This window comes from Parabacteroides hominis, assembly GCF_014287585.1.
Taxonomy (GTDB): Bacteria; Bacteroidota; Bacteroidia; order Bacteroidales; family Tannerellaceae; genus Parabacteroides; species Parabacteroides hominis.
The window spans coordinates 302,193-327,661 of record NZ_JACOOJ010000001.1 but is presented as its reverse complement, the minus strand read 5'-3'; the positions used below and the strand labels follow the sequence as shown (position 1 = coordinate 327,661).

Below are 25,469 nucleotides of genomic sequence, written 5' to 3'. Positions count from 1 at the left end.
AGATATGCTGAAACATTATGTAAAAGTCGCACTCCGGCTAATCAAGCGGAGTTTCCTGTTTTCGTCCATCAACATGCTGGGCTTTGTGGTCGGGATGACGGCCGCATTCTTGATCTATCTTTGGATTGTAGATGAGTTGACGTTTGAGGATTTTAATAAGAACCGGAATGAGATTTACCGGGTGATCCGGGAAATCGAGCATGCTGACGGGCAAGTCCCGTCTACGGTTACACAGTTAAGCGGGATATTCAGAAAAGATTTTCCGAAAGTAGAGAATGCTACATTTGTTAAATATAGTAGTACCGATGATTTTCATTATGGGGATGATTTTATTGTAGCAAAACTGGCGTATGTGGACACGACGTTCTTTGATGTATTCGATTTCCCGGTCATAGCCGGTGATCCCAAGTTGATGAAGAAAGACCCGCAACAGATTGTAATTTCGGAGGAGACGGCAAAGAGAATGTTTGGTAATGCTTCGGCTGTAGGGAAAGAAATTATCCATAATTTCTGGAGAGAACAACGACCTTATAAAATTGCCGCCGTATTGAAAGTCCCTCGTAAAAGTCATATTCAGTTTGACGTATTGATCGGTTGGAACTCTTTTCTATCCTATAATAAAGAGGATGAGAATAATTGGGGGTGGTCGGAGCGGATGCACGTTTATGTCCAGCTGAAGAAAGGTCTGAAGTTGACCGATACGGATAGGCAGATGATGCGTAATCTGTGGGTCGACCGCTCGCAATGGGGAAAGCCGTTGGATCTTCAACCTTTGGCAGACATTCATTTGCATACGACTTTTAAAGAGCCGGATGATGTCTGCAATCATGGCAATATGCAGCAAGTTTATTTATTTGCAGTATTGGCTTCTTTGATAATCTTTATGGGAGCATTCAATTTTACTACATTGTCGACAGCGCGTGCTTCCCAACGATTCAAGGAGATCGGCATACGGAAGGTGACGGGTGCAAAGCGGAAGATGCTGATTAGTCAATTCCTCTCGGAAAGTCTCGTGCAGGCTTTCCTGGCATTGTTGTTGGCACTTGCCTTGACGGAATTGCTGTTGCCTCTTTTCAATCGGTTTGTCGGGAAGGATATCGGGTTGATGTTCAGTTGGGAAACTTTGTTGTTTGTCCTGTTCGGCATTTTGGGTGTCGGTTGTTTGGCAGGAGCTTTTCCGGCCTTTTATATGTCCTCGGTTAATCCACTATTGGCATTAAAAGGGGGTAAAACGACAGGAAAGAAAGGAGCGTTGATCAAAGGGTTGGTCTGTGTTCAATTTGTGATTGCGATCACGATGATTATCGGTACGATGATAACATTCAAACAATTACATTATTTACAAAATGCAGATGTAGGGGTGAACACTGAAAATCTGGTTGTCGTGGACGTTGATGACTGGCGTGAAGAATCAATTCCGTATAAACAGGAAGTGTTGAAAAATCCGTATGTGGAAAGTATAGCTATAGGAGTCGACCTTTCTGATTTTTTACAGGGATATCGTTGGGAAACTTCAAAATTCAGTTGGCAGGATGGAGCCGGGAAGGTCGATTCGTTGGAGATGGTCGGATTGGTGGGAGATAAGGATTTCTTCCAAACATTGGGACTGGAGTTGTTGAAAGGAGAAGTGCTTGAAGCTGATCCTGATAAATTCTGGAGCGGAGCATATGGTGTGACGCCGATTGTCATTAATGAAACAGCCTGGAGAATGTTGAAGGTGGAAAATCCTGTAGGCATGATCTTGAATGGAGGTCCTTTTTTATCCGGTCGCGGAACCTCACGTATCATCGGTATCGTAAAAGATTTTAATTACCAACCGTTACGGGAAAAGATCCGGCCTGTATTCATGTACTATACCAATCAGTTGCTTGATAAGATGTACGTCAAAATCTCTCCGGGAAAACAGGCGGAAACGCTGAAGTTCTTGAAAGAAAAATATGAAGAGATGCGTCCAAATCATCTCTTTGTTCCTCAATTATTCAAGAATGTCCTTAAAAACAATTATGCCCGTGAACAGCAACTGAGCCAAATGTTTCTGATATTTACCGTTTTGGCTATTATCGTCGCCATGATGGGCGTTTTTGGGCTGGTAGCCCTTTCGACGGCACAGCGGACGAAGGAAATCGGAATTCGTAAGGTGAATGGTGCACATTCGGACCGGATTGTCAGGATGTTCTGCCTCGAATATATGCGTTGGGTCGGGATTGCGTTTGTGATCGCCTGTCCGGTCGGATATCTTTTTATGGATCGCTGGTTGAGCAACTTCGCTTACCGGGTGGCAATCGGCTGGTGGCTGTTCCCGTTGGCAGGGCTGATTATATTGTCGGTTACGATCCTGACGGTTGTTGTCCAGGTTTGGCGTGCCGCCTCCCGTAATCCGGTTACATCACTACGTTATGAGTAAATGAAATGATAAGTATGAAATAAAAAACAGATAATTATGATACGAGCAATTAACCTGACGAAAGTATTCCGCACGGAAAGTGTGGAGACGACAGCCTTGAATGGCATTAATCTGGAAATAAACGAAGGAGAATTCCTGGCAATCATGGGACCTTCCGGTTGTGGCAAATCGACATTGCTGAATCTCTTGGGGCTGTTGGATAACCCGACGGACGGCGAACTGTGGTTTCTCGGCCAGGAAGTTTCCAAACATACGGAAAATAGCCGTACGGACCTGCGGAACGGAAATATCGGTTTTGTCTTTCAGAGTTTTAACCTGATAGACGAATTGACGGTCTTTGAGAATGTGGAACTTCCCTTGCTGTATGCAGGTGTTTCAATGAAGGAACGGGTTGAAAGGGTGAATGCAGCCCTCGACCGGATGCAGATCGCCCACCGTTCGGAACATTTCCCGCAACAATTGTCCGGTGGTCAGCAACAGCGCGTGGCGATTGCCCGTGCCATCGTTACGAATCCGCACATCGTCTTGGCGGACGAGCCGACCGGAAACCTGGATTCCGTCAACGGCAATGAAGTGATGAACCTGTTGACGGAACTGAATCGTGAAGGAACGACCGTCGTGATGGTTACCCACTCCGAGGAAAATGCCCGGATGGCCGGTCGGCTGATCCGTATGATAGATGGTAATATTTTGACAGAGAGTAGAAAATGAATGGAAATATTAATAAAATAAGATAATGAAGAAACAAAGTTTAAGTTGGGTACTTTTTTTGCTGATAGCTTGTAGTTCACCGAAATCCGATCCTTCGAATTGTCCGGTGGCGGACATAAGGGCAGGGATCGAAAGTCCGAAGAGTTTGAAATTGAGTGATGAAATAGAAAGCGTTGATTATGTCCCGTTAGAAGTTACTTCCGATGATGCCTCTTTAATAGATGGGGTTGCAAATTACGCCGTTACGGATAAATACATTTATGTCCTTCCGGTAAAAGAGCAACGGATTGTATTGTTCGACAGACAGGGGCATTTTGTAAAGACCTTGATTCCGTTCGGGCAAGGGCCGGGAGAGTTCAGCGGTTTCGTTGCCAGTATGCAGGCGGATGAAAAGAACAACCGTCTCTATTTGTTCAGTACGGATCGCGTCGAAGTCTATACGCTGGAAGGGGAACCTGTCGAACATTTTATTCATGATTATCAGGTTGTCTTTCAGTATCAGCTCGGTCAGGGACGTTTGGCTGCCATATCCATGCCTTACGTACCTTTCAGGGACGGAAGTTTCGGTATCGGCCTTTTTACGGAAAAGGGAGATACGATTACGATGAAGAATGATTTTTCTTCTCCTTTGGTTTCAAGTGAAAAGTCTGGTTTGACGATCCGGATCGCGGCAGGCTATTCCGGCCGACAGCAGTCCGTGCTGTTCAAAACCGGTAGCAACGATACTGTGTTCAGGCTGTCGGACGATAAGATATCACCCGCTTGTGTCCTGAGTTTGCGTAACTCGGATGAGGAAATGATCAATTCGCTTGATGTGACGAATTTTAATAGCCTGAAAAACTTGGGAGATGGCAAAGATTACTTTGTTTCCGATCTCTATGAAACACCCCGGCGATATTATTTTCGCCTGAGAAATAACGACGGACACTATGTTGCTTCGGTAGATAAAAAAAACGGTGAAACATTGGTGGAAAAATGCGAACAGCCCGCTCCGCTCAGGGAATTGGCAGCTACGACTTTGCAACACGGTCTTTTGGGAACAAGAAGTTATCAGGGATTCCCGGTCTGGGGGAACATGGCTGGAAATGATCTGGTACAGGTCATAACATCGGCAGAGCTTGATTATTATAAAAATATGCATTCAATTTCAATTCCTGAACAATTGGAAAACTTAGGAGAAGAAAGTAATCCTGTCTTTATATTTTACAAATTAAAGAATTCCTGATAGACTACATTGTTTGTGCTTACCCGAAAAAGTTGTACATTTGTCCCCTCGAAAATCGAACGGAATATGGATAGAATCCGATTAAAAGACAAAGAATTTGAACTCTTTATCCCGGAAGAGGAGATAAAAGAAGCGATTGCAAAAGTGGCGGAACGTATTCGCGCCGATGTGAAAGGCACGCATCCGTTGTTCGTGGGAATTCTGAACGGGGCTTTTATGTTTACGGCGGAGCTGATGCGCCAGTTGAACGAACCGTATGAAATCACTTTTGCTCGCTATTCATCCTATAAGGGGACCAGTACGACCGGTGTAGTTCGTGAGATTATGCCGGTACAGGCCGACGTGAAAGGGAGGACTTTGATTTTGATCGAGGATATTATCGATACCGGCTTTACGATGCAGTATGTTATGGATAAGCTTCGCAAGGACGGGGCAGCCGATGTTAAACTGGCGACTATGTTGTTCAAGCCCGATTCGTTGAAGTGCGATCTGAAACCTGACTATATCGGCATCCGGATTCCGGGTGACTTTATTGTCGGTTACGGATTGGATTATGATGAGATGGGACGGGCTTACAGAAACATCTATAAAATAGTCGAGAGCTGATAAATGGTCGCAGGCCGGTTAAAGAGGGGGAATTTATTAGATTAATGTATAATAAGCGATGATCGGTGATTGGGCGTTGATGTGATTGTCTATTGCCAATTGTCAATTAAAAGGTAAACTTTTTATGTTGAACATTGTTATTTTTGGTGCTCCCGGTTCAGGAAAGGGAACACAGAGCGAATTGATTATTAAAGAATATGGTTTGGACCATATCTCTACAGGTGATGTTTTGCGTTCTGAAATGAAGAACGAGACGGAGCTGGGCAAGATTGCTAAAGATTACATCGAAAAAGGGCAGTTGGTCCCGGATGAACTGATCGTCGACATGCTGGCTAAGGTTTTAGACAGCAAGGTGAACTCCAAAGGTGTCATCTTCGACGGTTTCCCCCGTACGATCCCGCAGGCAAAAGCGCTGAAAGAAATGTTGAACAAACGTGGAACCGATGTTTCCGTTATGCTGAACCTCCAGGTAGAAGAAGAAGAACTGATCAACCGCCTGCTGGAACGTGGCAAGGTTTCAGGCCGTTCGGATGACAATCTGGAAACGATCAAGTCAAGACTGGATGTTTATCACAAACAGACTGCTCCTTTGGCTGATTACTATATCGGTGAAAGCAAACATGTTGCTATCAAAGGTATGGGCACGATCGAAGAAATTTTCGGTCGTATCAAGGATGCGGTAAATAATTTGTAAATTAATCAATATGCCAATGATGAAACTTGGATTGGCACATTGGCATATTATCACATTAAATAAATATTCTTTATGGCTGAATCAAACTTTGTAGATTATGTAAAGATCTATTGCCGCTCTGGTAAGGGCGGGAGAGGGTCTTCTCACTTTCGCCGCGAGAAATATATTCCGAAAGGAGGTCCCGACGGAGGCGATGGAGGGCGAGGAGGCCATGTGTATCTTCGTGGAAACCGGAATTACTGGACGCTTCTCCACCTGAAGTATGAACGTCATATCATGGCGACGAACGGTGAAGGCGGCGGTGCTAAACGTAGTTTCGGAAAAGACGGCGAAGATCGTGTGATAGAGGTTCCTTGCGGGACAGTCGTGTACGATGCCGATACGGGCGAGTTTATCTGTGACGTGACCGAAGACGGCCAGCAGGTAATGCTGTTGAAAGGCGGACGCGGAGGATTGGGCAACTGCCACTTCAAGACGTCGACCAATCAGGCTCCCCGTTATGCGCAACCCGGCGAACCGGCACAGGAACGAATGGTGATCCTGCAATTGAAACTGTTGGCCGATGTAGGTCTGGTCGGTTTCCCGAATGCCGGAAAGTCGACGTTGCTGTCGGTTGTTTCGGCTGCCAAACCGAAGATCGCCAATTATCCGTTTACGACGCTCGAACCGAACTTAGGTATTGTGAGCTATCGTGACAACCGTTCGTTCGTTATGGCCGATATCCCCGGTATTATCGAGGGCGCCAGCGAAGGTAAAGGTTTGGGATTGCGGTTCTTGCGCCATATCGAACGCAATTCGTTGCTTCTGTTTATGGTTCCTGCCGATGCGGATGATATCAAGAAAGAATACGAAATCCTTTTGGGCGAACTGGTCAAGTATAACCCGGATTTGCAGGATAAAAGCCGTGTCCTGGCTATCACCAAGAGCGATATGCTGGATGAAGAATTGATCGAGGCGTTGTCCGAAGACCTGCCCGAAGGCGTTCCGCATGTCTTTATCTCTTCCGTTACCGGAATGGGGATCACCGAACTGAAAGACCTGTTGTGGAAGGAACTGAATAAGGAAACGTTCCACGAGGTAGAGCGTATTGTACATAAGAACATCGACGTGAGCACACTTTCGCTTGACGATGACGATTTTGTCATTCCTCTTGAGGAAGATGATCCCGACGACGATGAAGAGTATGAAGAATATGAAGATTGGGACGACGAAGAAGATGAAGATACTTCCAAATGATAAAGTAAAGATGTTGCAATTTCCCGTATTAAGCGAGGATTGCAACATCTCTCATTTTGTGACGACCCGTCAGGGAGGTGTGAGCAAAGGTGCGTATGCCTCCTTTAATCCCGGTGAATACAGCGGAGATGATCCGGAAGCCGTCCGGGCGAACCGGAAACTTCTTTCGGATGCAATCGGAATTCCTACCGAACGTATCTTTACGCCTTTCCAGGTCCACGGGGCGGAGATCCGTTCGATCGAATCTTTTTTCCTATCCCTTCCTTTGGATGAACAGCGGGTTTATCTGCACGGTGTAGATGCGTTGGTGACGAATGTGCCGGGCGTTTGCATCGCAGTCTCGACAGCCGATTGTGTTCCTGTCCTGCTGTATGCTCCCGATGTAAAGGCGGTAGCCGCCGTTCATGCCGGTTGGCGGGGAACCGTACAGCGGATCGCCGCGAAAACCGTTCGTTTCCTTATTGATGAATATGGAGCCGATCCCTGTCTCATAAAAGCCGGTATCGCTCCTTCCATCGGCCCCGATGCCTTCGAGGTCGGAGAAGAAGTTGTCGACGCCTTTCGGGAGGCTGGTTTTGAAATGCAGCCTATCCTGAAGCGTAATGCCGATACCGGAAAAGCCCATATAGATTTATGGGAGGCTAACCGCCTGCAACTATTAACCGAAGGCCTTTCTGCCGGAAATATCGAACTTGCCGGAATCTGCACCTACACCCATCCCGACGAGTTCTTCTCCGCTCGCCGCTTAGGAATCAAGAGCGGGCGTATCTTGTCCGGTATCTTCTTGTGTGTTTGATACAAACATTGATGTTTCGGGGAAATAAACAAATGGAAATGTTGTTTCTGTGGAATTTTATGTTATCTTTGTGATAGTTTGTGAGATGGTATTTGTGTGATGGTTGTTATAGTCCTTTTGCTTATTAAATAAAAAAGTTATGAGACGAACAGATGTTGTGGAACAAATCAGGAAGGTCGTGCAAGAGGTTGCTCCTACGGCTAAAGCTATTCTGTTTGGTTCGGAAGCACGTGGTGATGCTCGTCAGGATAGTGATATTGACTTGTTAATTTTAATGGATGGAGATAAGCTCTCGTTGGAATGTGAAGAGGTCGTTACATTGCCTCTTTATGAATTGGAGTTGAAAACAGGAGTGACTATCAATCCGATTGTTATGCTAAAAAAGCTGTGGGATAATCGCCCGTTCAAAACACCTTTTTATATTAATATTGTAAATGAAGGAGTTGTGTTATGAAAGAAAGTGAAATTCTATGATAAGCGTTTCAATTTCAGAAGAAGTAGCTACTGCCTGTCCGGACTTGCATGTTTTGGTCATATCTTGTGATGTTTGCAATTCGGAACCGGACGGACGGCTTTGGCAGGAGATAGCGGACGAAGAAAAGGCGGTCCGGGAAACAGTTAAACTGGAACAAATCAATAAATGGCTACCTATCAAGGCCACCCGCCAGGCTTATAAGCGTTTGGGAAAAGATCCGAATCGCTATCGTCCTTCTTCTGAAGCGCTGCGGAGGCGTATTCTTCGTGAATTGCCCCTTTATAAGGTCGATACGCTGGTCGATCTCATCAATTTGGTTTCTATCCGTAGCGGATATTCCATCGGCGGCTTCGATGCGGATAAGATTGCCGGTGGCAGCCTGGTGCTGGGAGTCGGCAGGGAAGGTGAAATTTATCATGGAATCGGGCGTGGCGAACTGAATATTGCAGGTTTGCCTGTCTACCGGGATGCGGTCGGTGGAGTCGGAACTCCGACCAGCGACGAGGAACGGACAAAAATAGGACCGGATACCACCCGCCTGTTAATGATTATAAATGCTTATTCCGGATTGGACGGTTTGGAGTCGGCGGGAAAGTATGCGGCAGGCTTATTAAGCAAATATGTTTCAGCTACAAACATCAAGGCGGAACTTGTCACGGCTAAGGATCGGGCGGAAATAGTGCTATAATTGTGTTATAATAGTGTTAATTATGCTTAGAAACCATAAAAAGCGCCCGTTTTTATGCTAAAAAACATCTATTTCCTTTTGTTTTAATCGATTAATCTATAAATTTGCCCTCGTTAACGAATTAACAAAACAAAAAGAAACATGATCGAATTGATTGGAACAAACGCCGGCCTTGTTTGGAACGTATTGAATGAAGGCGGTAAAATGAGTGTTAAGGCAGTAAAGAAAGCAACTAAAATTAAAGCAGAAAAAGATATGTATGCTGCTTTTGGTTGGTTAGCGAAAGAAGGCAAATTGGCTTTCGAAGACGTTGAGGGTGAATTGTACGTTGCGTTAGTATAAATATAGCGTAGCTGAATCTATTAGAAGGAGGGCTGTTCGGATTTTAGTTTGAACGGCCTTTTGTGTATCCGGACGTTTTCTGTCAAAAAAACAAACCGATTCGTTGTTTTATTCAATTCTATAGTTTACTTTTGTGTAGAATTTGGTGTGAAATGACCGAAGATCATAAAAGATTGTTGGCTGTATTTGATGTTAGGGTTCGTGATTTGATGGAGCTTTGCGATAGGCAAAAGCAGAAAATCAACGAGCTTGAAGGTTTTTTGGTACAGAAAGAAGGAGAACTTCAACAAGCGGTAAAGACGATCGAAGAGTTGAATGCCAAATGTGATAACATGCTGACTGCACGGGTTGTTTCTGTCAACGAGGGAGAAATGAAAAGTGCCAGGATGAGGTTATCAAAGTTAGTGCGGGAAGTAGACAAGTGCATTGCACTATTAAACGAATAGAGGCGATGGACGATAAATTTCTTATACATGTGGAGATAGCCGGTAAAAGTTATGGTATCAGGATCGACCGGAGCGAGGAGCAGGTAGCCCGTGAGGCTGTCCGGCAAATCAGGAAGAAAATGGACCAGTACCGGAAGAAATATTCCGAAGTGGATGTAAAAGATTTGTTAGCCATGGTGACCTTTCAACTATCGGTGGAAAACTTGAAGTTGGAGGATAAGAATGACACAAGTCCCTTTACTGAAAAGATACAGGAACTGACCGATAAACTGGAAAGCTACCTGAAGGATAAATAGTTGTAAGAATAAAGAAGATGCGTTTCCGCACTACTTTGCATGGGTGTATCCATGTAAGGCAGTGCTTTTTTTGTATAATAATATAATTGAATTTAAACTATAAGTAAAATGGGTATGACTATAATCATAGCACTTGTAACCTTCATCGTCGGAGGTTTGCTCGTGTGGTTTGTGATGAGAGTCCTTATGAAGTCAAGGTATGACGCCGTGATACGCGAGGCCGAAAAGGAGTCGGAGGTAATGAAGCAGAAGAAACTGCTCGAAGTAAAAGAGAAGTTCCTTCATTTGAAAGCGGATCTGGAGAAACAGGTGTCCGCCCGTAATTCGAAGATACAGTCTGTAGAGGCTAAGTTGAAACAACGCGAGTTGGGTTTGAACCAACGTCAGGAAGACCTGCAACGCAAGAATAGCGAAGTGGATGCCGTAAAGGAGAACCTGGCTGCCCAACTGGAACTGGTAGATAAGAAGAAGCAGGATCTGGATAAACTTCACCAGCGTGAAATCGAACATCTGGAAACCCTTTCCGGACTTTCTGCCGAAGAAGCGAAGGAACGTCTGATCGAATCCCTGAAAGACGAAGCTAAGTCAGAAGCAACTTCCTACATCAATGAGATCATGGAAGAGGCTAAGATGACGGCCAATAAGGAAGCGAAGAAAATCGTTATCCAGTCTATCCAGCGTGTGGCTACCGAAACGGCAATCGAGAATTCGATTACTGTCTTCCATATCGAATCGGACGAGATCAAAGGTCGTATCATCGGTCGTGAAGGCCGTAACATCCGGGCGTTGGAAGCCGCAACCGGTATCGAGATCGTGGTAGACGATACGCCTGAAGCAATCGTGTTGTCCGGCTTTGATCCGGTCCGTCGTGAAATAGCCCGTTTAGCTTTGCACCAGTTGGTACAGGACGGACGTATTCACCCGGCACGTATCGAGGAGGTGGTGACGAAAGTGAGGAAGCAGGTTGAAGACGAAGTGGTGGAAACAGGTAAGCGTACCGTTATCGACCTCGGTGTTCATGGCTTGCATCCCGAACTGATCCGTATGATCGGTAAGATGAAATATCGTTCTTCTTATGGTCAGAACCTGTTGCAGCACGCACGCGAAACGGCAAACTTGTGTGCAGTGATGGCATCTGAACTGGGGTTGAACCCGAAAAAAGCAAAACGCGCCGGACTGTTGCACGATATAGGTAAAGTGCCTGATGACGAGCCGGAATTGCCGCACGCAATCTTAGGCATGAAGCTTTGCGAGAAATATAAAGAGAAACCGGATATCTGCAACGCCGTAGGCGCTCACCACGACGAAGTGGAAATGCAGACGTTGCTTGCTCCGATCGTACAGGTTTGTGATGCCATTTCGGGTGCACGTCCGGGAGCCCGTCGCGAGATTGTTGAGGCTTATATCAAGCGTCTGAATGATCTGGAACAGTTGGCTCTTTCTTATCCGGGTGTAGTGAAGACATATGCTATCCAGGCTGGTCGTGAACTCCGCGTAATTGTCGGGGCCGACAAGATCGACGATAAGGATACCGAAAAGCTGTCAGACGAAATTGCAAAGAAGATCCAGGATGAAATGACTTATCCGGGTCAGGTGAAGATCACGGTAATTCGTGAAACCCGTGCGGTAAGTTACGCTAAGTAAAAGGGGGCGATCGTTACTGGACAAGATTGTTATATAGAAGGCCGGGCTGAATAAAGTCCGGCTTTTTTGTTGTTCGCCATTGTTCGCGAATAGCCTTCATCAGTATATGCTATAATTCGATTATGAGGCTGTTGTTGGATGAAGGCGAGTGGTAAAAGTGGCTTCACCGCTTATGTTTGCCTTCACCCTTGTATGCTATGATAATCAAATGGTTCCAAGGAGGGGTGAAGCCGAATCGGTAGTTTGCAAAAGAGAGCCTGTGGCATGAGGAAAGCCTCGTCTTAGAGCTGCCCGACAGGACATAGCCCAGAGCACAGCCTTAAGACATCGACACTATAATCACAAGTACGGATAAAATAATTTAAATCCGCTTTAATCTGTTTCATCCGTGTAATCCGCGAAATCCGCGTCAAGAAATCCTGTTTATTTATTTTAATCAGCGTCTATCAGACTCAAACCTCGTATGTGAAGTTGTTCCTATAGATGCCTGTCGCTTCCCGAAAAGGTCGGCATCGGTTGCCGGATAGATGCCTACCTTTTTCCTGCTACCCTATAGGCTTTTCCCGGACAGGCTAAAGGCTGTATTTTTTAGCCTATAACCTGTATTTTATGGGACAGGAACCAATCAGATCCCTTATATGACAAAACTAAAAAACAGGGTTCACGGCGGTAAAAGGCTAATGGCCAGCGATTTGTTGTGAAGGCTGTGAAGGCTGTGAAACCGGTTTACGATCAGTCAATCCTATCGATCGATCCCGCCTTTTTTTATCTTGCATTCACAGGGTTCACAGCAACATGCTGATCTATAGAGTCTTCCGAACAGTGTGAACCCTAATTAAATAAAATAAACAGAGGGTATTTAGAGGATAATCTAAGAATATTTGAACATTTATCTGTTACTTTTGGCTTGATCCAAAAGTAACCAAAAGATCAAGGCTTAACCGTCCGGCCTACTCCGGTCAAAGACTCCGCTGTCGCCTGCGAAACTCGCTTCGCTCAGACAGCGCAGGCTCCTGCCGCTTCGTCTTCGCCCTCCGCTTGACGCCCGTCCGCTTAGGCCTTTCTTAGAAAGCTCCGCTTTCTCTTGGGATTGCCGATACCGCCTGTTATATAAGTATAGCTATCAGTATCGGCATCCCCAAAGCACCATCCGCCTCTCTTTTGGGAGGTGTGTCAAAATATACTTGGCCCCGCGCTTGACGCGGGGCCGCAAAAGAACAGGCCTTATCAATCAGATATTTATACGGTCAGTTTTCATGCGATCCCGCGTCAAGCGCGGGAACAAGGTAGTTTTGACACACCTCCTTTAAAAGGTCTGGAGGCTAAGCCTCTTCCTCTGTGGACTTCAGTCCCTTTCCTCTATTGTATTTAAAGGGGTTAAAAACCCACAGAGGAACCGGCAAAGCCGGAACAATCATCTATCCGACTGCTGAAGCAGATGGCAAAAGAGAGCCTGCGGTATGAGGAAAGCCTCGTCTTAGGGCTGCCCGACAGGACATAGCCCAGAGCACAGCCCTAAGACATCGACACTATAATCACAAGCACGGATAAAATAATTTAAATCCGCTTTAATCTGTTTCATCCGGTCATCCGCGAACCTGGTTCTTTAGTGGTACATTTAGTTTCAAAACTACCCAATAATGAGTTTGTTTATTCCCTATGTAAAAAAAGCGGCTGCCCGGAATGGGGCAACCGCTTTTAGGTTATGATGTGAAACCGGATTACTTATTTGTAGCTGTAACCCGCTTTCTTCTGTGCACTGTTGGCATTAGCTCCGGGGATCAAAGTGAAGCCCCACTTGTATTCCTGGTCTGCCGGTAAAGTGTATTCCGGCTCCGGACGTGAATACCAACTATCGTAGCCGGCCAATCCCTGCTGTTTCAGGTCTACGCATACTTCAACGAAGTTACGCGGTGCGATGTCGTTGATGTGCGTCTGGCGAGGTTTGTCGTACGGTCCGATTTCCGGGCGGTTGGCAATGTCTTCAGGAGTGAAATTGTTCCACTGGTACGGACGGTCGGTTGCCTTGCCGGCATCGAAATCTTCGACGGAGTTACGCATTGCGTTGAATTCCATCTCGTCGTCTGCAACGATCAACAGGTTCTTGCCTTTACCGCCTAATGAGATCCAGCGGGTATCGCAATGGTGGCCGTTTTCCTGCGGACGGACATAGGGGAAATACTGCTCTTCAGCCGTGCTTTTATACTGTCCGATCATGTAACCGGCCTTGCGGTCCCAATAGTTTTCCAGCGGACCGCGACCGAAGTATTCCAGTTGATCCATCGTTGCCGGCAGACGGAAACGTACGCCGATACGCGGAACGACTATCTTGTCGCGTTCGCTGACATTGGCGCGGCCCGGTGAGAAGGTCGCGGTGGCAGTCGCTTCGGAAATACCGATCTTCACACCATCCAGGTGAGCAGGCGTGAAGTGGGTAGCCACGTTCATCACACCGTCAGGATAGATCTTGTAGGTTACCAGGAACTGATTGCCGGCCGGCAGTTTATAGTCTACCTTTACGATCGCATTGCCATCGACGATTTCGCCTGTAGCACTTGTCACATTGAAATTGCGGCTTGAGAGTTCCCAGATTTCGAGACGTTTCGGGTTGCCGCTTCCGTAGTCGTTATCGTTCGGGGCACGCCAGAAGTTCGGCTGGATGCCGAAACCTTCGTTGAAGTATTCCGTTCCGCCTACTTTATAAGAAGCCACGACGCCTGCTTTCTTGTCGAATACGAAGTTTACTTTGGAAGAAGTCACCTTCAGGTCGTTTCCTTCTTCAGACACGGTCAGCTTGGGGCCACCTGCCTTGTAAGCGATCTTGTCTGCTGTAAACGGCAATACGAATTGATCTTGTGCGATGTCATATCCGGCAGGGATTACTCCATCCTGTTTAGTCGTCGTTACGACAAAGTCCACCAGATAATCGACGCCAGCTTGCGGTTTAAGTCCTTCGACCGGAATCGTAATTTCCTGTGAGGCCTGTGGAGCCAGGTCGAGAGACATCTTGTTGCCTTTGATGATTTTGTTGTTAGCCTTAACCGTGTAGCTGATCATATAATCTTTCAGGTTGGAGAAGTAGAAACGGTTTGTCACCTTGAATACACCATTGGCTGCGTCTACTGCTTCAAAACCGATATTCTGGTGAGCATATTTCACTTCTTCCATAGCCGGATGCGGAGTGCGGTCCGGGTTCACGATGCCGTTGCAAAGGAAGTTACCGTCGCTCGGCATGTCTTTGCCGAAGTCGCCGCCATAAGCATAATATTCTTTTCCGTTTGCATCCTTGACAAGAAGACCCTGGTCAACCCAGTCCCAGATATAACCGCCCTGGAGGTTCGGGTATTTGTAGATCGCTTTCCACTGGTCCCAAAGGTTACCGGTCGAGTTACCCATCGCATGGGCATATTCGGACGGTGCAACCGGACGGTCGCTGCCTTCCTTGCCTATCTCTTCCAGCCATTTTGCGCTCGGATATTGCGGGACATACATGTCGGAGTTCCATTCCCACTGTGCACGTTCGTAGTTGACCGGACGACCCATCATGGTCTTTTCCTTATCTTTTACATACAGGTAAGTCTGGTAGAAGTTATAACCGTTTCCGGCTTCGTTGCCCAAAGACCAGATGGTTACGGACGGATGGTTCTTGTTGCGTTCGTACATGTTCATCGTACGGTCCATGTGCGGTTTCAGCCATTCCGGGTTGTTGCCTAACGTACCGCCTTTGCGCAGGTTGTAGTACATGCCGTGCGATTCGATATTGGCTTCGTCGTAAACGTAGAGTCCGTATTCGTCGCAAAGCTCATAGAACTTGCGGTCCTGCGGATAGTGGCACAGACGAACGGAGTTCAGATTGTGCAACTTCATCAGTTCGAAATCCTTGCGCATCAGTTCTTCTGTCACGTAATGTCCGGTCAGCGGATTGTGCTCGTGGATGTTTACACCCTTGAACTTGATCGGCTGGCCGTTGAACAGCAGGACGGTGTACGGTTTGCCGTTGCCGGCGATCTGGTCGATCTCTTTGATTTCGATGCGGCGGAAACCGACGTTCTGCGGGATTACTTCCGTCACCTTGCCGTCTTCCTTGATCGTCATCAACAGCTTGTAAAGGTTCGGATGGTCTGCGTTCCAAGTCTCTACATTCTCCAATGTCTTTTCGAATGAAGTGGTTGAGATGGTGTTCGGGCTTACCCACAGCTTGTTTTCAGCCGTTGCAGCCACATTGCCTTTTGCGTCTAATAATTCGTATGTGACATCGATATTCTTAACCTTGTCGGAATGGTTCTTGATGTCCATTGCCAGGCTGAAGATACCGTTTTTATACGTGTCGTCGAGTGTAGAAACAACGCGGTAATCGTTAACCGCAATCTTAGGCTGTGACCACAGATAGACGTCGCGTTCGATACCGCTCAGACGCCAGAAGTCCTGGCATTCCAGATAGGAACCTGTGCTCCAGCGGAAGATTTTCAGCGTCAGCACGTTTTTGCCCGGTTGCAGGTATTTGTTGATCAGGAATTCAGCCGGATTCTTGGAATCTTCGCTATAGCCGACTTCCTTGCCGTTTACATAAACATACAAGCCTGATTTGGCTCCGGCGATATGCAGATATACGTCACGTCCGTCCCAACCGGCAGGAATCTCGAAGTCGCGGCGGTAAACACCTACCGGATTCGCTTCCGGCAACAGCGGAGGTTGCGGGTTACGCGGCTTGAACTCATATCCGTGATTCGTATAGATGGCAGTGCCATGTCCCTGAACCTCCCAGTTTCCCGGAACGGTGATATCGTTCCAATCGGAGGTGCTGACAGAAGGATCTGTGATGTTAGCAGGAAGGTCTTTGTACGAATCTACAAAATAGAATTTCCATGTGCCGTTCAGCAACGAATAGAAAGGACTTTTTTCATACCGGGAAGAGAGAGCTGTGGCACGGTCTCCATAACTCATAAAAGAGGAGCGGGGCGCCTCCTTGTTAACGGCAACGACTTGGATGTCCTGCCAGTAAGGCTTCGCTGGCTGGGTGGTCGCATTGTCAGCCAATGCGGTTCCCAGAAGGAAGCAACTCAATGCTCCTGTGAGCATCGTTTTCTTAAACATGTGTCTCATATGCATTTTTAATTTAGATTAGACTTTGTCAGTTGAAAGGTGAAAGTTGAAAGTTGAAAGTGAAAAAGAGTACTTCTTTAACTTTCAACTTTCAACTTTCAACTCTCAACTTTTTTATCTTGCTGCGTAGAACGAATAACCTTCGGCAACTTGTTTGAAAGCAAGCACGCCGGCCTGGTTCAGTTCAACGTTCATTTCTTTGCCGTCGGGAAGATACATGACAACTTCGTCGTCGCCTTTAAACTTCAACAGTTTTGTTGATTCACCGTCTGCTTCGACGTTCCAGCTCTGGTCTGCTTCATTGAAAACGAGATCGACCGCTTTCTCTTCTCCTTCTTTCTGGATGTGGTAGCCGTCTTTCTTGGTTTCGATAGCATACGTGCCGTCTTTAGTTTCGATCGTTTTTACCGTACCGGCATCTGCAACAGGGTTGCTTCCGCTCCAGAATTCAATCGAGTTCAACACCAATATGTCGGCTAATGCTGAGATTTCATAAACCGGAACAATCCAGAATGCGATGAATACCAATTCGTTTACAAACTTGCTGTCAATGTTTCTGTTCCAATCCAACAGCTTATTGGACAACCCAAATGATCCAATACACGATGAGAATAATACACTGCTGGCAAGCGTGGCTGCCACCAATAATGTTACACTTTTTTTCTTCATGAATGTTTAGTATTTGTAGTTAATTTGGGGACGAAGATAACAATTTATTTCGGATTTGCTTAAGGCTCTGTTTGTTTTCTGTAACCGGAATGGCTATGAGTTCCGGCAAATTAAATGTTTGGGTAAAGGTTTTATAGAATCCGGGAGCTTTCTGAGGAACCATAAACGGCTTGCCGGCAAGCCCTGTTTCCGGATCAAAAGAGGCAATGAACGGATGCGCCCAAAGCCCGTCTACACGTTTACTGCTGAAGACAAACCATTTTCCGGAAGAGGACCAAGTGTGAAAACTCTCTACATTATTGCTGTTTACTTCCTGCATATTTCGGATATTTCCATTTTGCAGGTTTAATAGATAAAGTTCGCTCTCAGGATGCCATATAGAGAAGTTCCCGTAATCCGAGCAAGTAAACATCAGGTAGTTACCGTCCGGAGAGATTCTCGGAAAGGAAATGCTTTTATGTATAACCGATGCTTCGTATACGCATTCGGGTTTACCGAATGTTTGTTTTTGGGCATCGAAAGGTATTTTGTACAAGTCATAATAAATGCTGTCCAAAGATGTTTGGGTAGTGATAGCCTTGCTTCGGCAGAAATACAACGTTTTCCCGTCCGGGCTCCAGGCCGGAAATGTCTCCATCCACTCCGGCCCATAAATAAGCGAGTCGGTGATAAGCCGGTTCGTTTCGCAATCCCATAAGACCAGGTCGGATTCCCGGTCCGATACCTCTATCGGTTTTTTCCCTGTGGAATGGAAAAACTGCTGTATCTCATTGACGGAATAAGCAATATATCTGCCGCCCGGATGCCAGGCTGCGTATGTCCCTCCGTTGTTCATTCCCGGTTTTTTAACGTCGACTTTCCCTACATTCCCGTTACGGGATATAATGGTTCCCCCGTTATTTCCCCGTATATGGATCATCATGGTCTCCGGATTGTTTTGGCAGAAGGTATGGCAATTCATGCAGGTCGATTTGTCCGATCTGTTTTCGATAATGGGGATTTCCTCGTAGGAGGTAAGATCCCGCTGGTAAATACCCATTTGGTTCCATAACTCGTAGCCCGGATATAAAAGGCGGTACACTAAATATGGATCTATCGGCTCTATGGAAATGGAGTTCCTGATTTCTTTGTATTGCATCCATCTTTCCTTTTGCCGGATGGAAATACGGATATAAAATTCATTTCCGGCTGCTGCCGAGACCAGTTTGTGCCATTGTTTCAAAGGGATCATAATTTCACCCCCTTTATTTTTCCGGGTAAAGAAAACCTTGTCTTCGAATCCTATTTCTGCATAAAATTCCTCTCCATCCTCTGCGATCTGAAAGTTGGGAGGGGCGATGTTGACCGGAAATGTGACATCCGTGTAGTCTGGAAACAGGGTGGGAGGTTTGTCCATATAAGCATCCGGTACAATCTTTCCCTGGCTACAGGCAGTTATCAACATTATATATAGAAGAATAATAGAAAGTTTCATAAGCCATTATTGTTGTGTCTGTTTATAGTTGTCGAGTATACTTTGGTAAAGAGGTGGCATTTCCGGATAAGGAAATTGTTTTATTCGCGGCAGGTACTCCACGAATTGCTTGGTTCTGTTGCTAAGTATCAGGTAACTCATCAGGTATTCGAATGCCATGCGGTTGGTAGAATCCTGCTCACAGATAAAAATAAGCTCAGGACCTAAATTCTGAATATTGGCAAAGCGCGCTTTCTTCCCTTTTTGTTGGGGAACAGGTGTCAAACCTGGAACTTCACCGGTAGGAGCCAGCCTTTCATATTTTTCTGCTTGCTTGCTGTAGAACAAGGATTGCTTTAATATCCTGATAAAACGCATGGCTACTTCCTGACGCCCGTTTGCAATGTTATAACGAATCAGGTTCAGGATAGTAGGAGCCGTTTCGCCATAAACCACCAGCGCTTCGGACGCCCAGCGTTGAGCTTCGTTGATATAGCCCAATTGTTCATACAGATAATGTCCATACCTGCTTTGTCGTGGGTCACTGACCCAAGGCAGGAAAAGGGAGTTGATGCCATAGTTCTGCGGATATTTCAACAGGTCGTAGGGCATACGTCCGGTATGGTAAAGAGCCATATTGCAGAAATACTCCATCAGTTGGCTTTCTCCTCTATATTTTTTTGCACAGGTAAGAACTTGTTCCCATTCCTGTTTCTTTACATGGATCTCCGTTTCGATCAGTAACCGTTCACGCATATTATAAGTGTGGACAAATGAATAGAATGTGTATGAAGCATACGCAATCAGGCACAGGATTGTGCAACTCATATATATTTTCGGGCTGGTTATGAGACGGGGCAGCATACAAGCTGAAAGTACGGTTAGCAAAAGGATCACAAAAACAACTACAGGATAGATCCAGCCCAGTGCGAATCCTGTCAGCAGGAAACAGGGAATCGAGGTATAACAAAATGCTTTCCTGGGAAGCAAAGACAATAAATATGTAATAAGGAAAGAGCTGAAAAGGCTTGTGATCCGGCTGATCTCAAAATCCGGCGATTCAAATTGTATGAATAAATAAAGGGATGGAAGTAATGCTATCTGTAACGGATCGTTTTTCCCGGTTAGCCTCCGGATGGTTAACACCGGCAATAGATATAGGCATGATAAGATCAATGCCAATACTATTTTTCCCGTATAAGGCAGATAGAAGAATTGGATGACAAAGTTTGCAAAATATTCACCTAACTTTCCCGGCTCTGATAAATAAATCTCCAGATAGGAATTGGTAAACAGGAAAAGTTGCTGCTGTTCGTGATAAGGGAAAAGATAAGCCAGGCTGTCCATAAACATGAACAGGAGCAAACCGCAGAGAACAGTAAAAAGTAACCAGTGAATATGCTTCATAAAATAATGAAACACGAGAGAACATCTGTCCTCCCGTGTTTGCTGTAAATATTAATGTCACTTATTTTGTCGGATATCCCGGATTCTGTGTCAATGCCGGATTCAGGTCGATTTCTTCCTGTGGTATTGGGAACAGGTAGTTATGATCTTCATATTTGCTACCTGTCAGTTTGATGTTTTCGCCCTGATACAGGATGCATTTCTTTCCATTGTCTCCTTCCGGAGCGTTAGGATCATCAACCATCATATATTTCATTCCCAGGAACGGAGCGTTCAACACATCTTTAGCAATACCCCAACGGCGGATATCCCATTTGCGCTTGCTGCCTTCCATTGCAAATTCTACTCGCCATTCGTTGCGGATACGTTGACGAAGAGCGTCTTGCGTGCCGCAATAGGTCGGTTTGCTTGCATCCGTATTTTGCAAGTCCGGCATGCCGACACGGCGACGTACCTGATTTACGGCTTCAAAGGCAGAAGCATCTAACCCTGTAAGTTCATTTTTAGCCTCTGCATAAGTCAATAAAACTTCAGCATAGCGGATTACATGCCAGTCTTTTCCCATATCCCAACCAGTTGATTGTGGGTCGATTGACGGATCCAACCATTTTTGATCGTAATAACCTGTTGCTGTAGCATCGTTATGTTGGGCAACACCGGTATTACCGCTTGATTTCAGTGGAGCAGTTTTGATTGTCACGCCATACATTTCTTCTCCGTCATGCAATACACAAACTTCCAAACGGGGGTCGCGATCTTTAAATGGATTTGTCGGATCGTATGTCGTTGATTTATCAATCGGAGATCCGTCAATGCACTCAAAAGCATCGACTAAGCTCTGAGTCGGGTTGATACCGCCCCAGCCTTTTGTTGGGAAACATCCCCAGCCGATGATGTAGTTTGTCAATTCCGGGGCATTGAACTGTCTTACTAAAATAGCCTCTTTGCAAGCTTCCTGTTCTTCCCAGAATAAATGTGCATACTTTCCTGTATTGTCTGCATCGTACAATTCATACATACCTGAATCCATAACAGCTTTTGCTGCATCAGCTGCTGTATCATAATGCTTGAAATATAATGCGGCACGTGCTTTCATGGCGTTGGCTGCTCCTTTTGTGGCGCGGCCATAATCGCTACTTCCCCATTCGGCAGGCAGGTGAGCTATTGCATAATCGAAATCTTCCATCACTTTAGCGTAAACTTCTTCGACCGGCGTACGAGTAATATTTCCCATCTCTTTCAAGTCTACCGGTTGATCTACGTAAGGAACGCCACCAAATGTCTGGATAAGTCCGAAATAGATATAACCGCGTAAGAAACGAGCTTCTCCCATAACAGCTTCTTTATCAGCTTGGTCATAATCAGGGATATTATCTATTTTAGACAGTAAGATGTTACAAGCGCGGATTGCTTTATAGTCTCCACTCCAGCCCATAGCTGCGGGATCGTAGATGCCTCTGGATACATCTCCGGCAGCCCATTTGATGCCATGTACGGCATTATCCGATTCAATATCGCCGTCGATATCTCCGGCATCACCTCCGGGTAGTGCCTGACGATATACGTCTGCAATAAACATTTTTGCGTCATTAGGCGTTTTCCAGAAGCTACCGTCTGATAGCTCGTCATCCGGTATACGATCCAAGAAATCGCTGCATGAACTGAAACCGAATAGTGTGATAGCCAGAAGAGCTACATATATAAAATTCTTTTTCATATTTCTAAATTATAATTTGTTGTTTAAAAACCTACTTTAAGACCGATTGATATTTTTCTTACGTTCGAGTATAAACCTCCACGCGCATTGGATGGTGCTGATTCCGGGTCAAGTGAATCCATTCCGGTAATCGTAAACAGGTTTTCGCCAGTCAGGAATACTTTTACGCGATCCAAATTGATTTTACTTAGCAATGCTTTCGGAATGTTATAACCGATCGTCAGGTTTTTCAATCGGACATAAGAAGCGTCTTGCAACCAATAAGATGAGAACTGATAGTTGATTTGGTCAGCCATTGTGATACGCGGATAGGATGCATCATGGTTGGTAGGTGTCCAGCGGTCCAGATGACGTTCCAGAACTTTACCTCCGTTGAAGAATGCATAGGCTGCTTCACCATTAACATAAGCATCTACATCAAATGCACCCTGGAAGAAGAATGACAAATCAAAATCCTTGTAATATAAATTAGCTCCTAAACCGGCAGTCCAACTCGGAAACTCTTTTCCGATTACTTTACGATCGTTGGCAGCATCGATTTTTCCATCACCATTCAAGTCTTTGTAGCGGATATCACCCGGTTGTTCCGTGCCGGTACGCGTCGGGCCTTTTGCTACTTCTTCTGCAGAATTAAACAAGCCGTCTGCTTCATATCCGTAATATGAACCGATAGGATAGCCTTCCAGGAACCAGAAATTGCCACGTCCGTCTCCGGGTTCTGTCCCTTCGGTTCCCTGCAAGTCCGTCAATTCATTGTGAACATAAGCGATATTGAAGTTGATGTCGTAACGGAAATCTTTGCTTATAGAATTATTATGGAAAATGCTCAAATCGAATCCGGTGTTCTGTACCTGGCCTGCATTTTGTCTGGGTGCATCCATGCCGAATATACCCTGTACAGGAAGAAGCAACAACATGTCGTTGGTTGTTTTCTTATATCCAGCTAATTCAAATCCTACTTTATTGTTGAGGAAAGAGGCTTCGATTGCCCCTTCGATGCTTGTTACTGTAGCCCATTTGAGTTCCTGGTTTGCGTAACGGCTTTCTTTGATGGTTGAATAAAGCGTGTTTCCGAACATATAATTATCGTACGCGTATGAAGGAACCGTCAAATATGCTTCTTCGTCTTTCAACTCTTCGTTACCTGTTTGTCCCCAACCGGCACGTAGTTTCAAATTACTAAGCCAATCGATACTTGCATTTTTCATGAATTCTTCTTCGGAGATTCTCCAACCGGCTGAGAATGCAGGGAAAGTACCCCAACGGTTGCCGGATGCAAAACGGGAAGAACCATCTATACGAACATTAGCTTCGAACAGGTATTTGTCAGCAAAGTTATATTGGGCGCGTCCGAAATATGAACGATGGGCTACTTCGTATCTTGACTCTTTGTTAGTCTGTGAAGAGGCGTCCAATGTACTCAAAGATTCTTGCAGTTCATTATTACCTCCACCTTTACGAGTCGCTTCTAAATGTTTGTAGCGGTAATCGATCTGTTCGAAGCCGGCCAACAAGCCTAAATCGTGCTTGCCCCAAGTTTCGTTATAATTGATTAGTACCTGTGTCGTATACCAGTTCCACCAAGTCTGTTTTTCATACCCTTCGCGAAGTCCGGTTGTCGCTTCGTCTTTAGCGCCGTAATTAATCTGTGTTTTGAAACCATCTTCGCTTCTTTCATCGTTACGTACGGAGAATAATGCTTTGGCACTCAAATTAGGCAAAATATTTACTTGTCCATATAATGTACCATTAACCTGTTGGTCCATTGTTCTCCTGAAGCCGTCACGTCCTAATAAAGCAACAGGATTATCTTTACCGTTATAAAGGAATTTTCCTTCTTCATTACGTACACCTTCGACTGGAGTTGCACGGTTCGTAAATTGGGTCATGCCGGCAACACTATTCCATCCATCCATTAAGGTTCCTCTGTAACCGGAAACGTTCAAACCTGCAGAGAACCATTTGTTGATCTGAGAATCAACGCTGGTACGTGCGTTAAAACGTTTGTAGTTGTTGGCATCGATCAAACCGTTTTGTTGTGTATAACCGACAGATGCGCTATAACTTGTTTTTTCAGAACCACCGCTAATGGAAAGGTGATGCATAGTTTCAATCGCATTTTGTTTCATGGTTTCTTTATACCAATCGGTATTGGGATGGCCATAAGGGTCTGTTCCATTGCGATATAATTCAATGTCTTCGTCTGTGAAGCGGAGCGGATTGTTCGGATTGTCATTAAGGGTTGCTTCATTATATAATGTAGCATAATCCGCAGAACCTAAGAATTTAGGACGCATAGTCGGAGTTGACCAACCTACATTCCCTGAATAGTTAACACGTGCACGATCTCCTTTTTTACCTTTTTTGGTCGTGATCAAGATAACTCCATTTGCAGCCTGAACACCGTAAATGGCAGCAGAGGATGCATCTTTCAATACAGTAAGGCTTTCAATATCGGCCGGGTCAATCGTGTTCATACTACCAGGAACACCGTCAACGATAACCAATGGGCTTGCTGCATTCACGGAGTTTTTACCACGGACTGTAATTGAACCTGTTTGGCTACCTGGACGTCCGGAACTCTGGATCGCTGTAACACCCGGCATTTGTCCTGCTAATGCGGCTGATACACTTGATACCGGTCTTGATTCCAATGTCTCAGCTTTGATAGAAGATACAGAACCTGTTAAGTTGACTTTTTTCTGTACACCATAACCGACCACAACAACTTCATCCAGTTTTTGTGTGTCTTCCTTAAGATTTACATGGATGGATTGTTCTCCATTGTACTTGATTTCCTGGGTTAAATAACCGATAAAGGATATCACGATTACATCCCCTTTTTTTACCTCCAGAACGAAATTACCGTCCATGTCGGTAACAGTACCGTTTGTCGTACCTTTTACAACGACTGACGCTCCGGCTACCGGGCCGAATTCGTCTTCAACGACACCTCTCAAACTCGTTTGTTGCTGAGAAATACCAACTTTGGGAGTAGCAGTTTCGTTGGCAGCAAACATCACCCCTGATGAACAAAGGGTAACAGACAACAGCAAAAAGCTGACTGGTCTTGCGATTTTCAACATACTAATTGTTTTTTGTTTAATAATAGTTAGATATAATAGGCTTTAAGAGGAGCTGTTGCTTTTGCAGCTCACACTTACTTGCTTATTTTTTAGTAATTAGGGCCAAAGTTTATGCTTTCACATGCGTAGTTCTTGTAGGACTAAGGCTTATTGTGAAAAAATATAAAGTTAAATGTAAGGAAAAGGGGAGGAGGATTTGATATGTAGTTCTTGTAGAACTATGATTAAGTTTTACGGATTTGTGCCGGGATATCTGATATTACCTGCCTACCTATAGATAAGTTTTCTGCTTTCTCTGCAATTATTCTGTAATCGCCGGCGGTGATTATATAATTGACGCCGCTGATTATGTAATCACCGCCGGCGATTACATAATCACAACCGGAAATTAAAGAATAATATGGCAATGAACATGTTTTTATATGCAATAAGGGGATATTTTTGTAGAAGCATGGAAGCGAATAAGAAAAA

At 45.3% G+C, this 25,469-nt stretch carries 19 protein-coding genes; 13 read left to right on the top strand and 6 right to left on the bottom strand.

Annotated features, from left to right (window positions below; genetic code table 11):
• Positions 1-4 precede the first annotated feature (4 nt).
• The 13 genes from H8S65_RS01325 to rny all read left to right on the top strand — a co-directional run bounded on the left by H8S65_RS01325 (position 5) and on the right by rny (position 11,563).
• Positions 5-2,404 (top strand): ABC transporter permease, encoded by a 2,400-nt coding sequence (locus tag H8S65_RS01325; RefSeq protein WP_186928155.1) that lies wholly within the window; start codon positions 5-7, stop codon positions 2,402-2,404.
• Positions 2,405-2,440: 36 nt separating this feature from the next.
• Positions 2,441-3,115, top strand: coding sequence for an ABC transporter ATP-binding protein (locus tag H8S65_RS01320; RefSeq protein ID WP_186928154.1), 675 nt, complete (start codon positions 2,441-2,443; stop codon positions 3,113-3,115).
• Positions 3,116-3,140: 25 nt separating this feature from the next.
• Positions 3,141-4,340 carry a DUF4934 domain-containing protein gene (locus tag H8S65_RS01315; protein ID WP_186928153.1) on the top strand — a complete coding sequence of 400 codons (1,200 nt, stop codon included), beginning with the start codon at positions 3,141-3,143 and terminating at the stop codon, positions 4,338-4,340.
• 66 nt (positions 4,341-4,406) lie between these two features.
• The gene (gene hpt, locus H8S65_RS01310; protein WP_186928152.1) at positions 4,407-4,946 is read left to right on the top strand and encodes a hypoxanthine phosphoribosyltransferase; all 540 of its coding nucleotides are present in this window, start codon (positions 4,407-4,409) and stop codon (positions 4,944-4,946) included.
• 124 nt (positions 4,947-5,070) lie between these two features.
• Positions 5,071-5,640: an adenylate kinase gene (locus tag H8S65_RS01305; protein WP_186928151.1), complete on the top strand. Its 570-nt coding sequence runs from the start codon at positions 5,071-5,073 to the stop codon at positions 5,638-5,640.
• A gap of 72 nt (positions 5,641-5,712) precedes the next feature.
• Positions 5,713-6,876 carry a GTPase ObgE gene (obgE, locus tag H8S65_RS01300; protein ID WP_186928150.1) on the top strand — a complete coding sequence of 388 codons (1,164 nt, stop codon included), beginning with the start codon at positions 5,713-5,715 and terminating at the stop codon, positions 6,874-6,876.
• Positions 6,824-7,672, top strand: a complete 849-nt coding sequence (gene pgeF / locus H8S65_RS01295) for a peptidoglycan editing factor PgeF (RefSeq protein WP_186928149.1) — start codon at positions 6,824-6,826, stop codon at positions 7,670-7,672. The genes obgE and pgeF overlap by 53 nt, the downstream gene beginning before the upstream one ends.
• Positions 7,673-7,811: 139 nt before the next feature.
• Positions 7,812-8,126, top strand: a complete 315-nt coding sequence (locus H8S65_RS01290) for a nucleotidyltransferase family protein (protein ID WP_186928148.1) — start codon at positions 7,812-7,814, stop codon at positions 8,124-8,126.
• Positions 8,127-8,142: 16 nt separating this feature from the next.
• Positions 8,143-8,835 carry a B3/B4 domain-containing protein gene (locus H8S65_RS01285; RefSeq protein WP_186928147.1) on the top strand — a complete coding sequence of 231 codons (693 nt, stop codon included), beginning with the start codon at positions 8,143-8,145 and terminating at the stop codon, positions 8,833-8,835.
• A gap of 141 nt (positions 8,836-8,976) precedes the next feature.
• The gene (locus H8S65_RS01280) at positions 8,977-9,177 is read left to right on the top strand and encodes a winged helix-turn-helix domain-containing protein (protein ID WP_186928146.1); all 201 of its coding nucleotides are present in this window, start codon (positions 8,977-8,979) and stop codon (positions 9,175-9,177) included.
• Between the two features lie 152 nt (positions 9,178-9,329).
• On the top strand, positions 9,330-9,623 hold the full coding sequence (locus tag H8S65_RS01275; protein WP_186928145.1) for a coiled-coil domain-containing protein: 294 nt from the start codon (positions 9,330-9,332) through the stop codon (positions 9,621-9,623).
• A gap of 5 nt (positions 9,624-9,628) precedes the next feature.
• Positions 9,629-9,919 (top strand): cell division protein ZapA, encoded by a 291-nt coding sequence (locus H8S65_RS01270; protein ID WP_186928144.1) that lies wholly within the window; start codon positions 9,629-9,631, stop codon positions 9,917-9,919.
• A 108-nt stretch (positions 9,920-10,027) separates the two neighbouring features.
• Positions 10,028-11,563 carry a ribonuclease Y gene (rny, locus tag H8S65_RS01265; RefSeq protein ID WP_186928143.1) on the top strand — a complete coding sequence of 512 codons (1,536 nt, stop codon included), beginning with the start codon at positions 10,028-10,030 and terminating at the stop codon, positions 11,561-11,563.
• A gap of 1,725 nt (positions 11,564-13,288) precedes the next feature.
• Here rny and H8S65_RS01260 read toward each other — a convergent pair.
• The 6 genes from H8S65_RS01260 to H8S65_RS01235 form a co-directional block, all read right to left on the bottom strand.
• Positions 13,289-16,666, bottom strand: coding sequence for a glycoside hydrolase family 2 TIM barrel-domain containing protein (locus tag H8S65_RS01260; protein WP_186928142.1), 3,378 nt, complete (start codon positions 16,664-16,666; stop codon positions 13,289-13,291).
• A 114-nt stretch (positions 16,667-16,780) separates the two neighbouring features.
• Positions 16,781-17,335, bottom strand: coding sequence for a DUF3332 domain-containing protein (locus tag H8S65_RS01255; RefSeq protein WP_186928141.1), 555 nt, complete (start codon positions 17,333-17,335; stop codon positions 16,781-16,783).
• Between the two features lie 19 nt (positions 17,336-17,354).
• The gene (locus H8S65_RS01250) at positions 17,355-18,809 is read right to left on the bottom strand and encodes a TolB family protein (protein WP_186928140.1); all 1,455 of its coding nucleotides are present in this window, start codon (positions 18,807-18,809) and stop codon (positions 17,355-17,357) included.
• 6 nt (positions 18,810-18,815) lie between these two features.
• Positions 18,816-20,195 (bottom strand): DUF6057 family protein, encoded by a 1,380-nt coding sequence (locus H8S65_RS01245; RefSeq protein WP_186928139.1) that lies wholly within the window; start codon positions 20,193-20,195, stop codon positions 18,816-18,818.
• Between the two features lie 61 nt (positions 20,196-20,256).
• Positions 20,257-21,912: a RagB/SusD family nutrient uptake outer membrane protein gene (locus H8S65_RS01240; RefSeq protein ID WP_186928138.1), complete on the bottom strand. Its 1,656-nt coding sequence runs from the start codon at positions 21,910-21,912 to the stop codon at positions 20,257-20,259.
• 23 nt (positions 21,913-21,935) lie between these two features.
• A complete protein-coding gene (locus H8S65_RS01235; RefSeq protein ID WP_186928137.1) occupies positions 21,936-24,998 on the bottom strand; it encodes a SusC/RagA family TonB-linked outer membrane protein in 3,063 nt (1,020 codons plus the stop codon).
• Positions 24,999-25,469 lie beyond the last annotated feature (471 nt).

Coding starts and splice junctions, on each gene's coding strand:
- H8S65_RS01275 (WP_186928145.1), top strand. CDS start 9,330: ATGACCGAAGATCATAAAAGATTGTTGGCTGTATTTGATGTTAGGGTT.
- H8S65_RS01240 (WP_186928138.1), bottom strand. CDS start 21,912: ATGAAAAAGAATTTTATATATGTAGCTCTTCTGGCTATCACACTATTC.
- H8S65_RS01290 (WP_186928148.1), top strand. CDS start 7,812: ATGAGACGAACAGATGTTGTGGAACAAATCAGGAAGGTCGTGCAAGAG.
- H8S65_RS01245 (WP_186928139.1), bottom strand. CDS start 20,195: ATGAAGCATATTCACTGGTTACTTTTTACTGTTCTCTGCGGTTTGCTC.
- H8S65_RS01325 (WP_186928155.1), top strand. CDS start 5: ATGCTGAAACATTATGTAAAAGTCGCACTCCGGCTAATCAAGCGGAGT.
- H8S65_RS01250 (WP_186928140.1), bottom strand. CDS start 18,809: ATGAAACTTTCTATTATTCTTCTATATATAATGTTGATAACTGCCTGT.
- H8S65_RS01255 (WP_186928141.1), bottom strand. CDS start 17,335: ATGAAGAAAAAAAGTGTAACATTATTGGTGGCAGCCACGCTTGCCAGC.
- H8S65_RS01270 (WP_186928144.1), top strand. CDS start 9,629: ATGGACGATAAATTTCTTATACATGTGGAGATAGCCGGTAAAAGTTAT.
- H8S65_RS01315 (WP_186928153.1), top strand. CDS start 3,141: ATGAAGAAACAAAGTTTAAGTTGGGTACTTTTTTTGCTGATAGCTTGT.
- H8S65_RS01260 (WP_186928142.1), bottom strand. CDS start 16,666: ATGAGACACATGTTTAAGAAAACGATGCTCACAGGAGCATTGAGTTGC.
- rny (WP_186928143.1), top strand. CDS start 10,028: ATGGGTATGACTATAATCATAGCACTTGTAACCTTCATCGTCGGAGGT.
- obgE (WP_186928150.1), top strand. CDS start 5,713: ATGGCTGAATCAAACTTTGTAGATTATGTAAAGATCTATTGCCGCTCT.
- H8S65_RS01280 (WP_186928146.1), top strand. CDS start 8,977: ATGATCGAATTGATTGGAACAAACGCCGGCCTTGTTTGGAACGTATTG.
- H8S65_RS01235 (WP_186928137.1), bottom strand. CDS start 24,998: ATGTTGAAAATCGCAAGACCAGTCAGCTTTTTGCTGTTGTCTGTTACC.
- hpt (WP_186928152.1), top strand. CDS start 4,407: ATGGATAGAATCCGATTAAAAGACAAAGAATTTGAACTCTTTATCCCG.
- H8S65_RS01305 (WP_186928151.1), top strand. CDS start 5,071: ATGTTGAACATTGTTATTTTTGGTGCTCCCGGTTCAGGAAAGGGAACA.
- H8S65_RS01320 (WP_186928154.1), top strand. CDS start 2,441: ATGATACGAGCAATTAACCTGACGAAAGTATTCCGCACGGAAAGTGTG.
- pgeF (WP_186928149.1), top strand. CDS start 6,824: ATGAAGAATATGAAGATTGGGACGACGAAGAAGATGAAGATACTTCCA.
- H8S65_RS01285 (WP_186928147.1), top strand. CDS start 8,143: ATGATAAGCGTTTCAATTTCAGAAGAAGTAGCTACTGCCTGTCCGGAC.